This window comes from Halomonas sp. BC04 (assembly GCF_000568385.1).
Map to the genome: position 1 here is coordinate 1 of NZ_AZQX01000186.1, position 14,285 is coordinate 14,285.

At 64.2% G+C, this 14,285-nt stretch carries 13 protein-coding genes and 2 tRNA genes; 14 read left to right on the forward strand and 1 reads right to left on the reverse strand.

Annotated features, from left to right (window positions below; genetic code table 11):
• Positions 1 to 69 precede the first annotated feature (69 nt).
• From carA to greA, 4 genes are all read left to right on the forward strand, one after another.
• A complete protein-coding gene (gene carA, locus Q427_RS13265; protein WP_191166598.1) occupies positions 70 to 1,224 on the forward strand; it encodes a glutamine-hydrolyzing carbamoyl-phosphate synthase small subunit in 1,155 nt (384 codons plus the stop codon).
• A 108-nt stretch (positions 1,225 to 1,332) separates the two neighbouring features.
• Positions 1,333 to 4,077 carry a carbamoyl-phosphate synthase large subunit gene (carB, locus tag Q427_RS13270; RefSeq protein ID WP_231613685.1) on the forward strand — a complete coding sequence of 915 codons (2,745 nt, stop codon included), beginning with the start codon at positions 1,333 to 1,335 and terminating at the stop codon, positions 4,075 to 4,077.
• A complete protein-coding gene (locus tag Q427_RS34055; protein WP_231613686.1) occupies positions 4,074 to 4,577 on the forward strand; it encodes a hypothetical protein in 504 nt (167 codons plus the stop codon). Before carB ends, Q427_RS34055 begins: the two co-directional genes overlap by 4 nt.
• Positions 4,574 to 5,050: a transcription elongation factor GreA gene (greA, locus tag Q427_RS13275; RefSeq protein WP_043514605.1), complete on the forward strand. Its 477-nt coding sequence runs from the start codon at positions 4,574 to 4,576 to the stop codon at positions 5,048 to 5,050. Before Q427_RS34055 ends, greA begins: the two co-directional genes overlap by 4 nt.
• Positions 5,051 to 5,145: 95 nt before the next feature.
• Here the strand turns inward: greA and yhbY are convergent, their stop codons facing one another.
• Entirely contained in the window at positions 5,146 to 5,472 is a 327-nt protein-coding gene (yhbY, locus tag Q427_RS13280; protein ID WP_043514607.1) for a ribosome assembly RNA-binding protein YhbY, read from the reverse strand.
• 177 nt (positions 5,473 to 5,649) lie between these two features.
• Between yhbY and rlmE the strand changes: the two genes are divergently transcribed.
• The 10 genes from rlmE to nusA all read left to right on the forward strand — a co-directional run.
• A complete protein-coding gene (gene rlmE, locus Q427_RS13285; protein ID WP_081785993.1) occupies positions 5,650 to 6,339 on the forward strand; it encodes a 23S rRNA (uridine(2552)-2'-O)-methyltransferase RlmE in 690 nt (229 codons plus the stop codon).
• A gap of 179 nt (positions 6,340 to 6,518) precedes the next feature.
• The gene (gene ftsH, locus Q427_RS13290) at positions 6,519 to 8,537 is read left to right on the forward strand and encodes an ATP-dependent zinc metalloprotease FtsH (RefSeq protein ID WP_043514610.1); all 2,019 of its coding nucleotides are present in this window, start codon (positions 6,519 to 6,521) and stop codon (positions 8,535 to 8,537) included.
• 90 nt (positions 8,538 to 8,627) lie between these two features.
• On the forward strand, positions 8,628 to 9,494 hold the full coding sequence (gene folP / locus Q427_RS13295) for a dihydropteroate synthase (protein WP_191166486.1): 867 nt from the start codon (positions 8,628 to 8,630) through the stop codon (positions 9,492 to 9,494).
• Positions 9,487 to 10,836 (forward strand): phosphoglucosamine mutase, encoded by a 1,350-nt coding sequence (glmM, locus tag Q427_RS13300; protein ID WP_043514612.1) that lies wholly within the window; start codon positions 9,487 to 9,489, stop codon positions 10,834 to 10,836. The genes folP and glmM overlap by 8 nt, the downstream gene beginning before the upstream one ends.
• A gap of 73 nt (positions 10,837 to 10,909) precedes the next feature.
• Positions 10,910 to 11,659, forward strand: a complete 750-nt coding sequence (gene tpiA, locus Q427_RS13305; protein ID WP_043514614.1) for a triose-phosphate isomerase — start codon at positions 10,910 to 10,912, stop codon at positions 11,657 to 11,659.
• Positions 11,660 to 11,663: 4 nt separating this feature from the next.
• Positions 11,664 to 12,020, forward strand: coding sequence for a preprotein translocase subunit SecG (gene secG / locus Q427_RS13310; protein ID WP_043514616.1), 357 nt, complete (start codon positions 11,664 to 11,666; stop codon positions 12,018 to 12,020).
• Positions 12,021 to 12,045: 25 nt separating this feature from the next.
• Positions 12,046 to 12,132: transfer RNA gene (locus Q427_RS13315), tRNA-Leu, on the forward strand.
• Between the two features lie 147 nt (positions 12,133 to 12,279).
• A tRNA-Met gene (locus Q427_RS13320) sits at positions 12,280 to 12,356 on the forward strand.
• 214 nt (positions 12,357 to 12,570) lie between these two features.
• Positions 12,571 to 13,032 carry a ribosome maturation factor RimP gene (gene rimP, locus Q427_RS13325; RefSeq protein ID WP_043514618.1) on the forward strand — a complete coding sequence of 154 codons (462 nt, stop codon included), beginning with the start codon at positions 12,571 to 12,573 and terminating at the stop codon, positions 13,030 to 13,032.
• Positions 13,033 to 13,072: 40 nt separating this feature from the next.
• A partial coding sequence (gene nusA / locus Q427_RS13330) for a transcription termination factor NusA (protein ID WP_043514620.1) occupies positions 13,073 to 14,285 on the forward strand: 1,213 nt, incomplete at its 3' end.

Below are 14,285 nucleotides of genomic sequence, written 5' to 3' on the forward strand. Positions count from 1 at the left end.
ATAGCCGCGGAGCCTGCGCCCCTCAGGCTCCCACCAGCATGGGAGGACCTTGTCTTGAACAGCCCCGCATTGAACAAACCCGCGATACTGGCCCTGGAAGATGGCAGTCTCTTTCACGGTACGGCCATCGGTGCCGATGGACAGACCAGCGGTGAGGTGGTGTTCAATACGGCCATGACCGGCTATCAGGAAATCCTCACCGATCCCTCCTATACCCGGCAGATCGTCACCCTGACCTATCCCCATATCGGCAATACCGGCGTCAACGCCGAGGACGTGGAGTCCGATGGCATCGCCGCCGCCGGCCTGGTGATCCGCGACCTGCCGCTCATCGCCAGCAACTTCCGCTCCGAGCAGTCGCTCTCCGACTACCTGAAGAGCCAGAACGTGCTGGGCATCGCCGATATCGACACCCGCCGCCTGACACGCATCCTGCGCGACAAGGGCGCCCAGAACGGCGCGATCCTCGCCGGCGACCTGGCCGCAGGCGAGGATGCCGCCGAGCGCGCCCTGGCGGCGGCTCGGGCCTTCCCGGGGCTCAAGGGCATGGACCTGGCCAAGGTGGTTTCCTGCCAGGCCTCCTACGAGTGGAGTGAAGGCGAATGGACCCTGGGCGAGGGCTACGCCGACACCAGCCAGGGTGAGCGTCCCTTCCATGTGGTCGCCTACGACTACGGGGTGAAGCGCAATATCCTGCGCATGCTGGCCAGCCGCGGCTGCCGGCTCACCGTGGTGCCGGCCCAGACCCCGGCCGCCGAGGTGCTGGCAATGAACCCCGACGGCATCTTCCTGGCCAACGGCCCCGGTGACCCCGAGCCCTGCGACTACGCCATCAAGGCGATCGGCGAGCTCCTGGAGACCGATATCCCGGTGTTCGGCATCTGCCTGGGCCATCAGCTGCTGGCGCTGGCCTGCGGCGCCAAGACGGTGAAGATGGGGCTCGGCCATCACGGCGCCAACCATCCGGTGCAGGACCTCGACACCGGCCATGTGATGATCACCAGCCAGAACCACGGCTTTGCCGCCGAGGAGTCGACCCTGCCGGCCAACCTGCGCGCGACCCACCGTTCATTGTTCGACGGTTCGCTGCAGGGCATCGAGCGCACCGACCGCCCGGCGTTCAGCTTCCAGGGCCACCCCGAGGCGAGCCCCGGCCCCAAGGACGTGTCGCCGCTGTTCGACCGTTTCGTCGCCATGATGAAGGAGCGCCTCGCGACGCGCTGAATGAATCTGCCCGGCCAGGCCCCAAGGGCCACCGCCGGGCATCGAACGCTTCAGCGACTCTGCGAGAGCCGCCTCACTCGTTAGCCATCAATTTTCGCGGGAACCGTCATGCCCAAACGTACCGACATAAAGAGCATCCTCATCATCGGCGCCGGCCCCATCGTCATCGGCCAGGCGTGCGAGTTCGACTACTCCGGCGCCCAGGCCTGCAAGGCTCTGCGCGAGGAGGGGTACCGGGTCATCCTGGTCAACTCCAACCCGGCCACCATCATGACCGACCCGGCCATGGCCGACGCCACCTATATCGAGCCGATCACCTGGCAGACGGTGGAGAAGATCATTGCCGCCGAGCGGCCCGACGCCCTGCTGCCGACCATGGGCGGCCAGACCGCGCTCAACTGCGCGCTGCAGCTCGATGAGCATGGCGTGCTCGAGAAGTATGGCGTGGAGATGATCGGTGCCAACGCCGATGCCATCAACAAGGCCGAGGACCGCGACCTCTTCGACAAGGCGATGAAGAACATCGGCCTGGCCTGCCCCAAGGCCAAGGTGGCGCACTCCATGGAAGAGGCCTGGGAGATCCAGGCCGAGCTGGGCTTCCCCACCATCGTGCGCCCCTCCTACACCATGGGCGGCTCCGGTGGCGGCGTGGCCTACAACAAGGAGGAGTTCGAGGAGATCTGCACCCGCGGCTTCGAGCTCTCCAACAACCATGAGCTGCTGATCGACGAGTCGCTGCTGGGGTGGAAGGAGTACGAGATGGAGGTCGTTCGTGACAAGAACGACAACTGCATCATTGTCTGCGCCATCGAGAACTTCGACCCCATGGGCGTGCATACCGGTGACTCCATCACCGTGGCCCCGGCCCAGACGCTGACCGACAAGGAGTACCAGATCATGCGCGACGCATCGCTTGCGGTGCTGCGCGAGATCGGCGTCGAGACCGGCGGCTCCAACGTGCAGTTCGGCGTCGACCCCAAGACCGGGCGCATGGTGATTATCGAGATGAACCCGCGGGTGTCGCGCTCCTCGGCGCTGGCGTCCAAGGCCACCGGCTTCCCCATCGCCAAGATCGCCGCCAAGCTGGCGGTGGGCTATACCCTGGACGAACTGCAGAACGACATCACCGGCGGGCGCACCCCGGCGTCCTTCGAGCCGGCCATCGACTATGTCGTCACCAAGATTCCGCGCTTCACCTTCGAGAAGTTCCCCCAGGCCAACGATCGTCTCACTACCCAGATGAAATCGGTGGGCGAGGTGATGGCCATCGGCCGCACCTTCCAGGAGTCGCTGCAGAAGGCGCTGCGTGGCCTGGAGACGGGCAATGACGGACTCGACCCCAAGTTTCCTGATTTCAAGCTCGGCGACTTCACCGGCGACGCCATGGCCCACATCAAGGGCGAGCTGCAGGCCGCCGGCGCCGAGCGCATCTTCTTCATCGCCGATGCCATGCGCGCCGGCATGAGCGTCGACGAGATCTTCACCCTGACCAATATCGATCCCTGGTTCCTGGTGCAGATCGAGGAGCTGGTCAATATCGAGCAGGCGGTCAGCAAGCGCTCACTGTCCGAATTCACCCCCCGGGAGTTGTTCGGCCTCAAGCGCAAGGGCTTCAGTGACGCCCGCCTGGCGAGCCTGCTGGGCGTCGCCGAGAAGGAGTTCCGCAAGACCCGCCAGAAGGCCGGCATCCGCCCGGTCTACAAGCGGGTGGACACCTGCTCGGCGGAGTTCGTCTCGGACACCGCCTACATGTACTCCACCTACGAGGAGGAGTGCGAGGCCGAGGTCTCCGGCCGCCAGAAGATCATGGTGCTGGGCGGCGGGCCCAACCGTATCGGCCAGGGCATCGAGTTCGACTACTGCTGCGTCCACGCCGCCTTCGCCATGCGCGATGACGGCTATGAGACCATCATGGTCAACTGCAACCCGGAGACCGTCTCCACCGACTATGACTACCTCCGATCGCCTCTACTTCGAGCCGGTGACCCTGGAGGACGTGCTGGAGATCGCGACAAGGAGAAGCCGGTCGGCGTGATCGTGCAGTTCGGCGGCCAGACGCCGCTCAAGCTGGCCCGGGAGCTCGAGGCCGCCGGGGTGCCGATCATCGGCACCACCCCCGACGCCATAGACCGCGCCGAGGACCGCGAGCGTTTCCAGCACATGATCGAGAAGCTGGGCCTCAAGCAGCCCCCCAACGCCACCGCACGCAGCTTCGAGGAGGCCTTCGCCAAGGCCGAGGCGATCGGCTACCCGCTGGTGGTGCGCCCCAGCTACGTGCTCGGCGGCCGGGCCATGGAGATCGTCTATGACGCCTCCGAGCTCGAGAACTACATGACCCATGCGGTGAAGGTATCCAACGACTCGCCGGTGCTGCTCGACCACTTCCTCAACGCCGCCATCGAGATCGATATCGACGCCGTCTCCGACGGCCACCAGGTGGTGATCGGCGGCATCATGCAGCACATCGAGCAGGCCGGCGTGCACTCCGGTGACTCAGCCTGTGCTCTGCCGCCCTATTCGCTGCCCGCCGAGGTGCAGGACGAGATGCGTGCGCAGGTCAAGCGCATGGCGGTGGAGCTCGGCGTGGTGGGCCTGATGAACGTGCAGCTGGCGTGGCAGGACGGCGAGATCTATGTCATCGAGGTCAACCCCCGCGCCTCGCGTACCGTGCCCTTCGTCTCCAAGTGCATCGGCATCTCCCTGGCGCAGATCGCTGCCCGCTGCATGGCCGGCAAGACCCTGGCCGAGCAGGGCTTCGAGCGCGAGATCGTGCCGCACTTCTACAGCGTCAAGGAGGCGGTCTTCCCGTTCAACAAGTTCCCCGGGTCGACCCCATTCTGTCTCCGGAGATGAAGTCCACCGGCGAGGTGATGGGCAGTGGCGACACCTTCGCCGAGGCCTTCTACAAGGCGCAGCTGGGCGCCGGCGAGGCGATTCCGGCGCTCACGGGGGAGCGCAAGGCGTTCCTCTCGGTGCGCGATCCGGACAAGCCGGGTGTTATCGAGGTGGCGCGTTCTCTGCTAGCATTAGGGTTCGGTCTGGTCGCCACTCGTGGCACCGCTGCGGCACTCGAAGCGGCAGGCCTCCCGTTTGATATCGTCAACAAGGTCTATGAAGGCCGGCCGCATATCGTCGATCTGCTCAAGAACGACGAAATCGCCTATATCGTCAATACCACCGAGGGCCGTCAGGCAATCAACGACTCCTCGGTGATCCGTCGTACCGCGCTCGCTCGCAAAGTGCCCTATGCCACCACTCTGGCAGGGGCCAGCGCCGTTTGCATGGCGCTCGAATATGGCGACGACATCACGGTACGTCGGTTACAGGAACTGCATGCAGGAGCTACGCAATGAACAAGGTCCCCATGACCGTTGCCGGCGAGGCACGCCTGCGCAAGGAGCTGGAGTATCTCAAGGGCGAGGCGCGCCCCAAGGTGATCGCCGATATCGCCGATGCCCGTGAGCACGGCGATCTCAAGGAGAACGCCGAGTACCACGCCGCCCGCGAACAGCAAGGCTTCATCGAGGGGCGCATCAAGGAGATCGAGAGCAAGCTCTCGGCCGCCCAGGTCATCGATGTCATGAAGCTGCCGCAGACCGGCAAGGTGATCTTCGGCGTCACCGTCGAGTTGATCAACCTGAACAATGACGAGACGGTGACCTACCAGATCGTTGGCGAGGACGAGGCCGAGATCAAGGCCGGCAAGATCTCGGTGACCTCGCCCATCGCCCGTGCCCTGATCGGCAAGGAGGAGGGCGACGTGGTGGTGGTGAACACCCCGGGTGGCGAGGTGGAGTACGAGATCGCCGGGGTCGAGCACCGCTGAGCCGGCATAACGCAAACGACCCCGGCGACGCTGGTCGGCGGGGATCGTGGCGATATTGAAGGGCTGCTGGTTGCAGCCCTGCAGGCGGCGCTGCTTCAGTGACGGCCGTGATGGCCCTCGAAGCGCTTGACGTTGGAGAGCTTGGGATTGCCCTTGGGGTTGGCCCGATAGAGCAGCGCCATCTTGCCGATGGTCTGGACCCGTTCGGCACGGCTGGCCGCGAGCAGCGCCTCGAGTGCGGCGGCGCGGTCGTCGCGCTCCGTCAGGGCCAGCTTGACCTTGATCAGCTCGTGGTCGCTGAGCGCGCGATCGAGTTCGGCCAGCAGCCCCTCGGATACGCCGTTCTCGGAGACCGTTACCACCGGGGTGAGGTGGTGGCCGATACTGCGAAATGCTTTCTTTTGTGCCTGTGACAAGCTCATGGTATGTTGCGTCTTCCCGGTTGCGCTCAGCGCACCATGGTACGGTGAAACGCGCCTCGACGAAAGCGTTCAAACGCTTCTCGGCGGCCGCCGTCTCGCTTCGCACCTTGCCGCTTCAGGCACTGGTCTGCTGGCTTTTTCAGATCTCTATTTCAAACGATGTCTCAAGGTGATGCCGTGGCTCGTTCCACTCCCTCCTCGCGTGGCGATGCGTCCAGTTCCGGCGACAAGCGTGCTTCAGGCAAGTCCGGTGCCAGCAAGACCAGCAAGGGCTGGCTGAAGGAGCATTTCGACGACCGCTTCGTCCAGCAGAGCTGGCAGGACGGCTATCGCAGCCGGGCCAGCTACAAGCTGTTGGCGCTGGACGAGAAGGACCGGTTGTTCCGGCCGGGCATGGCGGTGATCGACCTGGGTGCGGCGCCGGGTGGCTGGAGCCAGGTGGCCGCCGAGAAGGTGGGCCCCGAAGGTGTGGTGATCGCTTCCGACATCCTGGAGATGGACGGGCTGGCCGGGGTCGATTTCATCCAGGGCGACTTCACCGAGGAGTCGGTGCTCGAGGCGATACTCGATACCCTGGGCGATCGTCCGGTGGACCTTGTGATGTCCGACATGGCCCCCAATATGAGTGGTATGGCGGCCATCGACCAGCCCCAGGCCATGTACCTGGTCGAGCTGGCGCTTGACCTGGCCCGCCAGACGCTGAAGCCGCAGGGTCGTTTCCTCGCCAAGGTGTTCCAGGGCGAAGGTTTCGACGCCTATCTCAAGGAGCTGCGTAACAGTTTCGACCGGGTGGTGACCCGCAAGCCAGAGGCCTCTCGCGCGCGTTCGCGGGAAGTGTACCTGCTGGCGGAAGGATTTCGCGGCTGAGCCTCGGCTCGGCCACAACGATAGTCAAAGACTAATGGCGCAATGGCCGGACAGGGCTGCCCAACTATGTCACAGTATGGGCAGGCATAGCCCCCGCCGCTGGGCGGAACACGCCCCGCTGTGCGTGGTCCTACAAACAGGCGTTTCGGCCGACAGATGCTTGCAACGAGGGTAGGCCCTTGAACGATATGGCAAAGAACCTGATTCTGTGGTTGGTTATCGCCGCAGTATTGCTCACGGTATTCAACAATTTTACCGTCGATACCACACCGCAGACGATGAACTACTCTCAGTTCGTCCAGCAGGTGCAGAATCAACAGATCCGTAGCGTGACCATCGATGGTCACACGATTACCGGTGAGCGTCAGGATGGGTCGGAATTCCAGACCATCCGGCCTGCAGCGGAAGACCCCCGGCTGATGGACGACCTGCTGACCAACAACGTCACCGTGGTGGGCAAGGAGCCGCAGCAGCAGAGCCTGTGGACACGGCTGCTGATCGCCAGCTTCCCGATTTTGCTGATCCTGGCCATCTTCATGTTCTTCATGCGTCAGATGCAGGGCGGTGCTGGTGGCAAGGGCGGGCCGATGAGCTTCGGCAAGTCCAAGGCCAAGCTGCTCTCCCAGGATCAGATCAAGACCACCTTCGCCGACGTGGCCGGGTGTGACGAGGCCAAGGAGGAGGTCGAGGAGCTGGTCGACTTCCTGCGCGACCCCTCCAAGTTCCAGCGCCTGGGTGGCACCATTCCCCGCGGCGTGCTGATGGTGGGCCCGCCGGGTACCGGTAAGACGTTGCTCGCCAAGTCCATCGCCGGCGAGGCCAAGGTGCCGTTCTTCTCCATCTCCGGCTCCGACTTCGTCGAGATGTTCGTCGGTGTGGGTGCGTCCCGTGTGCGCGACATGTTCGAGCAGGCCAAGAAGCAGGCGCCCTGCATCATCTTCATCGACGAGATCGATGCCGTGGGCCGTTCGCGCGGCGCCGGCATGGGCGGTGGCAACGATGAGCGCGAGCAGACCCTGAACCAGCTGCTGGTGGAGATGGACGGCTTCGAGGCCAACGAGGGCGTCATCGTCATCGCCGCCACCAACCGTCCCGACGTGCTCGACCCGGCGCTGATGCGCCCGGGGCGCTTCGACCGCCAGGTGGTGGTGGGGCTGCCGGATATTCGCGGTCGCGAGCACATCCTCAACGTGCACCTGCGCAAGGTACCGCTGGGCGACGACGTCAAGCCGTCGCTGATAGCCCGTGGCACGCCCGGCTTCTCCGGCGCCGACCTGGCCAATCTGGTCAACGAGGCGGCGCTGTTCGCCGCGCGCCGCAACAAGCGCCTGGTGAGCATGGAGGAGCTTGAGCTGGCCAAGGACAAGATCATGATGGGCGCCGAGCGCAAGTCCATGGTCATGACCGACAAGGAGAAGCTCAACACCGCCTATCACGAGTCGGGCCACGCCATCATCGGCCTGGTGATGCCGGAGCACGACCCGGTCTACAAGGTCACCATCATTCCGCGCGGCCGGGCGCTGGGTGTGACCATGTTCCTGCCCGAGGCGGATCGTTACAGCCTGTCCCGTCGGCAGCTGATTGGTCAGATATGCTCGCTGTTCGGCGGCCGTATCGCCGAGGAAATGACGCTGGGGCCGGATGGCGTGACCACCGGGGCGTCCAACGACATCAAGCGTGCCACCGAGCTTGCTCATAACATGGTGGCCAAGTGGGGGCTCTCCGAGGAGATGGGCCCGATCATGTACGACGAGGACGAGTCGCACCAGTTCATGGGCGGTCCCGGTCAGGGCGGCAAGCTCAAGTCCGGCGAGACCACGTCGCGCCTCGACAAGGAGGTGCGCAAGATCATCGACGAATGCTACGCCAAAGCGCAGCAGATCCTCGAGGAGAATCGCGACAAGCTCGACGCCATGGCCGATGCGCTGATGCTCTATGAGACCATCGATGCCGACCAGCTCCGCGATATCATGGAGGGCCGCGCGCCGCGTCCGCCCAAGGACTGGGAGGATGGCGATTCCGGTACCGGCGCGCCGGTGACCGGGGAGGCCCCCCCCCGCGAAGAGTCGGAGCCAGAGGCCGCGGAGCCCACCGATAGCGGGAGTGGTGGTGATGCAGGCGGCAGTGGTGATGAGGATGAGGACGAGGAACCACGTCGTCGTCCCTCCGACCCGCTGGGTGGACCCGCAGGGTCCTGATATCGACCCGTCGCAGGCAGGCGCCCCTCCGGGGCGCCTTTGCCGTGCGGGGCAATCGTTTTGTCAGCATGCCGCCACAGGACCGACTGCATGATGGAAACCGCTTCACCGACCTGGCTGCCCTGCGGGCGTCATCGCCTCGATCTCTCCTACCCTCGCGTCATGGGAATTCTCAACGTCACTCCCGACTCCTTCTCCGACGGCGGCCGGCATACTGTCATCGATGATGCCGTGCGGCATGCCGAGGGCATGCTTGCCGAGGGGGCGGCGATCATCGATGTGGGCGGCGAGTCCACCCGTCCGGGCTCCCAGGCTGTCTCCACCCAGCAGGAGCTGGACCGGGTGATGCCCGTGGTCGAGCGACTGGTCCGCGAACTCGATGCGCTGGTGTCGGTGGATACCAGCAGCCCCGTGGTGATGCGGGAAGCCGTCGCGATGGGTGTGGGGATGATCAACGACGTGCGGGCCCTGCGGCAGGAGGGCGCGCTGGAGGCGGCGATGGGTACCGGCCTGCCGGTCTGCCTGATGCACATGCAGGGCGAGCCGCGAGACATGCAGCAGTCCCCTCGCTATGATGTGCCGGTGGAGGAGTCGGTCAGCGATTTCCTGGAGTCACGAATTGTCGCTTGCGAAGCCGCCGGGCTGCGCCGTGAGCGCCTGCTGATCGACCCGGGATTCGGCTTCGGCAAGAGCGTCGAGCACAACCTGCGGCTGCTCAATCGCATGGAGGGCCTGGCGGCGCTGGGGCTTCCGCTGCTTGTGGGGATGTCGCGCAAGAGCATGATCGGCAAGGTGCTTGGCCGGCCGGTCGAGGAGCGACTGCCTGGTGGCCTGGCGCTGGCGTCACTGGCCGTCGAGCGCGGCGCAAGCATTCTGCGTGTCCATGATGTAGGCCCGGTCCTGGATGCGGTTAACATGACATGGGCCGTGCTTAGGGAAGGCTGCGAGCATGACTAGACGCTATTTCGGTACCGACGGAATTCGGGGCACGGTGGGCGAGTATCCGATAACGGCCGACTTCATGCTGAAGCTGGGCTGGGCCATGGGACGGGTCTTGGCCCGGGACAAGGAGCGCGTTCGTGTACTGATCGGCAAGGACACCCGCATCTCTGGCTACATGTTCGAGTCGGCACTGGAGGCGGGTCTTTCGGCAGCCGGTGTCGACGTGGCCCTGCTGGGCCCGATGCCGACGCCGGGGATCGCCTATTTGACGCGGACCTTTCGCGCGGATGCCGGTATCGTGATCTCGGCGTCGCATAATCCCTTTGCCGACAACGGCATCAAGTTCTTCTCCACCGATGGCACCAAGCTGGCCGACGAGATCGAGGAGCGCATCGAGGCGATGCTCGACGAGCCGCTTACCACCGTGGTTGCCGATCGTCTGGGCAAGGCCGTGCGAATCGACGATGCCGCCGGCCGCTACATCGAGTTCTGCAAGTCGACCATACCCAACCGGGTCAGCCTGCATGGGCTGAAGATCGTGCTGGACTGTGCCCATGGGGCGACCTACCACATCGCTCCCAGCGTCTTCCGTGAGCTGGGTGCCGAGATCAGCCTGATCGGTGCAAGCCCCGACGGACTCAATATCAACCGCGACGTGGGTTCCACCTTCCCCGCCGCGTTGCGCGCCGCGGTGATCCAGCAGGGTGCCGACCTGGGTGTCGCCTTCGATGGCGATGGCGACAGGGTGCTGATGGTCGATGCCGATGGACGCGAGATCGATGGCGACGACATCCTCTACCTGATCGCCAGGGACCGGCATGAGCGGGGGCAGCTCGGCGGTGGCGTGGTGGGCACCCTGATGACAAACTTCGGTCTTGCCATGGCGCTGGAAGCGATGGGGGTCCCCTTCGAGCGCGCCAAGGTGGGCGACCGCTACGTGGTGGAGCGCCTGGTGGCCAACGGCTGGCAGCTGGGCGGCGAGTCGTCCGGCCATATCGTCTGTGCCGACGTGCAGAGTACCGGGGATGGTATCGTGTCGGCATTGCAGGTGCTGGCGATCATGGTTTCCGAGGACAGGTCCCTGAAGAGCCTGCTGTCGGGACTGGAGAAGGTGCCCCAGGTGCTGGTGAATGTGCGCCTGACGCCGGGCAGCGACGCCAAGGCCCTGATGGCGAGTTCGGCGGTCAAGGATGCGGTGGCCGCCATGGAGTCGGAGCTGGGCGAGGAAGGCCGCGTACTGCTGCGTCCTTCGGGCACAGAGCCGTTGATTCGCGTGATGGTCGAAGGACGTGCGCATCTCGATGTGGAGGGCATGGCCCGACGCCTGGCCGCCGAAGTGGAGCAGCAGTTGGGCTGACGACCGCGTCGGATGGTTGTCTTGACACGACGCCTCCTATACCATTTCGCACCACTTTGAAAGAGGACGCAGCATGCGAACGCCGCTGATCGCCGGGAACTGGAAGATGAACGGTTCGGCCTCTCTGGTCGAGGATTTCGGCCGTGCCTTTCCCCGTACCGTGCTTCCGGCGTCTCTGGATGTGGTCATACTGCCGCCCTTCCCCTATCTGGACATGGCGCAGCGGGCCTTTGCCGATACCTCGCTCGAACTGGGTGCCCAGACGCTCAACCCGTTGCATTCCGGTGCTCGCACGGGTGAGGTGAGCGGCCAGATGCTCCGGGAGTTCGGCGTGAAGTATGCGCTGGTGGGGCACTCCGAGCGTCGTCAGCTCTATCGCGAGAACGACGAAGCCGTGCACGATCGGCTGCTGGCGGCGCTCAGCGTCGACATTACGCCTATCCTGTGCGTGGGTGAGAGCCTGGAGGAGAGGGATGCGGGTCGCACCATGGACGTGGTGCTGGGCCAGGTGGGCTATGTGATGGCGCGCCTCGAGCCCGAGCAGCGCCCTCGGGTGGTCATCGCCTACGAGCCAGTCTGGGCGATCGGTACCGGACGCACGGCGACACCCGGACAGGCCCAGGAGGTCATGGCCGGGATTCGTCAGTATCAGGCCAGCTTCGATCGCGAGCTGGCGGCGGGGATGCGATTGCTTTACGGCGGCAGCATGAACGCGAACAACGCGGCTGAGCTGCTGGCCCAGCCGGACATCGACGGCGGCCTCGTGGGCGGTGCTTCGCTCAAGGTCGACGATTTTCTAGCCATTTGTCAGTCAGCAGGTTGAATCCATGCAAGTTGCCATTCTCTTGATCCATGTGGTGATCGCCATCACCCTGGTCGTCCTTATCCTGCTGCAGCAGGGCAAGGGCGCCGAAGCCGGTGCCGCCTTCGGTGGCGGTGCCTCCCAGACCGTATTCGGCTCGCGGGGTAGTGGCGGTTTCCTGTCCCGTGCCACGGCCGTGCTGGCGTTTACCTTTTTCGCCACGTCGCTGACTCTGGCCTGGTACGCCACCCAGGCCCAGGCGCCGGAAGTCGGTATTCCCGATGCTCGTCTGATCGAACAGCGGAACGGTGTCCCAACCCTTGACGACGGCGCCCGTGACGTGGATAATACCGCGCCAGTGCTGGAAGAAAGCAACGACTAAGGTTGGGGCTCCAGTCATCAAGAAAGCCGAAGTGGTGGAATTGGTAGACACGCTATCTTGAGGGGGTAGTGACCGTAAGGTCGTGCGGGTTCAAGTCCCGCCTTCGGCACCATCTGAAACGCCGTGATCCGAGTAAGCAGGGGATCATGAGACGACAGAAGCAGGATTGGCACCAGGAAGGTTGTAGCAAAATGGTTGTAAGCGCCAATGCGGCTTGACTCAAGTGCATCAGGCACCTACAATCGCCGACCTGGAATGTTGCGGGGTGGAGCAGTCTGGTAGCTCGTCGGGCTCATAACCCGAAGGTCATCGGTTCAAATCCGGTCCCCGCTACCATTTTCCGGTCAGCTGTCTTGCGAGGCAGTCATGAGCGCCGAAGTGGTACTACAGGTTTCTTGTGAAAGGCCCCTTCCTGCGAAGGGGCTTTTTGTTAGCAGCTTACTGTCGGCAAGGGCCGGCAGCGCTTATCCGGGCAACGCCAATCAGCCACCTAGCTTTCCTGTTTACTCCCGGCCAGGTGCCTGATGCAACGGCTGTAGGAGCTTTCTCTGTGGCACTCAAGGACGCTGCGCTTTATGCGCTGATCGAGCCGGTGGTCACCGCCATGGGTTTCGAGCTCTGGGGCATCGACTATCGTCCCCAGGGCAAGCATTCCCGTGTTGTGATCTACATTGATCATGCCGAGGGTGTGAGCGTGGACCATTGCGCTGATATCAGTCGCCAGGTCAGCGCCGTGCTCGACGTGGAAGACCCCATACCGGGTGAGTATCGCCTGGAGGTGTCGTCGCCGGGCATGGATCGTCCGCTCTTCACTCTCGACCACTTCGCCCGTTTTGCGGGGCACCAGGTGGCACTGAAGCTGCGGGTACCCTTCGATGGGCGACGCAAGTTCCAGGGTCTGCTGGCCGGCATCGAGGAGGACGAGGTGCTGTTGCAGCAGGACGGCGAAGAGTATTGCTTTCCCATCGAAAGCATCGACCAGGCACGAGTGGTGCCCCGGTTCGAAGACTGAGGTCGGTGCATATGGACAGGTTTTCTGGCGAGGCAAAGGCATGAGTAAAGAAATTCTGACGGTCGTCGATGCGATCTCCAATGAAAAAGGCGTGCCCCGCGACGTGATCTTCGAGGCCGTCGAGGCGGCCCTGGCCAGCGCATCACGCAAGCGCTTCGAGGGTCGGGAAGTCAGTGTGCGCGTTCACATCGACCGCTACACCGGCGAATACGAGACGTTCCGTCGCTGGGAGGTGGTGGAGGACGACGAATTCGAGAATCCCGACGCCGAGATCAAGGAGTCCTTCGCCGAGCGCCGCGATCCGCCGCTCAAGCGGGGCGATGTGGTCGAGGAGCAGATCGAGAATGCCGCCTTCGGCCGTATCGCTGCCCAGACCGCCAAGCAGGTCATCGTGCAGAAGGTGCGCGAGGCCGAGCGCGCCGAAGTGGTGCGCCAGTACGCCGAGCGTGAGGGTGAGCTGGTCGCCGGCATCGTCAAGAAGACCACCCGCGATGGCCTGATCATCGACCTTGGCGACAACGCGGAAGCCTTCTTGCCCCGCGGCGAGATGATTCCCGGCGAGCGCTACCGCATGAACGATCGGGTACGGGCACTGCTGACCAAGGTCGATGCCGATGCGCGTGGTGCCCAGTTGATTCTGTCGCGCACCTGTCCGGAGCTGATCATCGAACTATTCAAGATCGAGGTGCCGGAGATCGCCGAGCAGCTCATCGAGATCAAGGGTGCCGCGCGCGATCCCGGCTCCCGGGCCAAGATCGCGGTCAAGACCAACGACCGGCGCATCGACCCGGTGGGCGCCTGCGTCGGCATGCGCGGCTCGCGGGTGCAGGCGGTATCCAGTGAGCTGCAGAACGAGCGGGTCGATATCATCCTGTGGGATGACAATCCGGCCCAGCTGGTCATCAATGCCATGGCGCCGGCGGATGTCGGCTCGATCCTCGTCGACGAGGACGCGCATGCCATGGACGTAGCCGTCGCCGAGGACAACCTGGCCCAGGCCATCGGCCGTAGTGGCCAGAACGTGCGCCTGGCCTCGGAGCTCACCGGATGGCGGATCAACGTCATGACCGAGAACGAGGCCGAAGACAAGCGAGAGCAGGAGATCGATAGCCTGGTCGAGCATTTCATTCAGCATCTGGATATCGAGGATGACCTCGCCCGGCTGCTGGTGGAGGAAGGTTTCACCACGCTGGAAGAGATCGCCTACGTGCCCCTCGAGGAAATTCTCGAGATCGAGGAGCTCGATGAGGAAC

Excerpts from the sequence above, each read along its gene's own strand:
- carB (WP_231613685.1), top strand. The coding sequence starts at position 1,333 with ATGCCCAAACGTACCGACATAAAGAGCATCCTCATCATCGGCGCCGGC.
- glmM (WP_043514612.1), top strand. The coding sequence starts at position 9,487 with ATGACTAGACGCTATTTCGGTACCGACGGAATTCGGGGCACGGTGGGC.
- greA (WP_043514605.1), top strand. The coding sequence starts at position 4,574 with ATGAACAAGGTCCCCATGACCGTTGCCGGCGAGGCACGCCTGCGCAAG.
- Q427_RS34055 (WP_231613686.1), top strand. The coding sequence starts at position 4,074 with ATGAAGTCCACCGGCGAGGTGATGGGCAGTGGCGACACCTTCGCCGAG.
- secG (WP_043514616.1), top strand. The coding sequence starts at position 11,664 with ATGCAAGTTGCCATTCTCTTGATCCATGTGGTGATCGCCATCACCCTG.
- yhbY (WP_043514607.1), bottom strand. The coding sequence starts at position 5,472 with ATGAGCTTGTCACAGGCACAAAAGAAAGCATTTCGCAGTATCGGCCAC.
- tpiA (WP_043514614.1), top strand. The coding sequence starts at position 10,910 with ATGCGAACGCCGCTGATCGCCGGGAACTGGAAGATGAACGGTTCGGCC.
- folP (WP_191166486.1), top strand. The coding sequence starts at position 8,628 with ATGATGGAAACCGCTTCACCGACCTGGCTGCCCTGCGGGCGTCATCGC.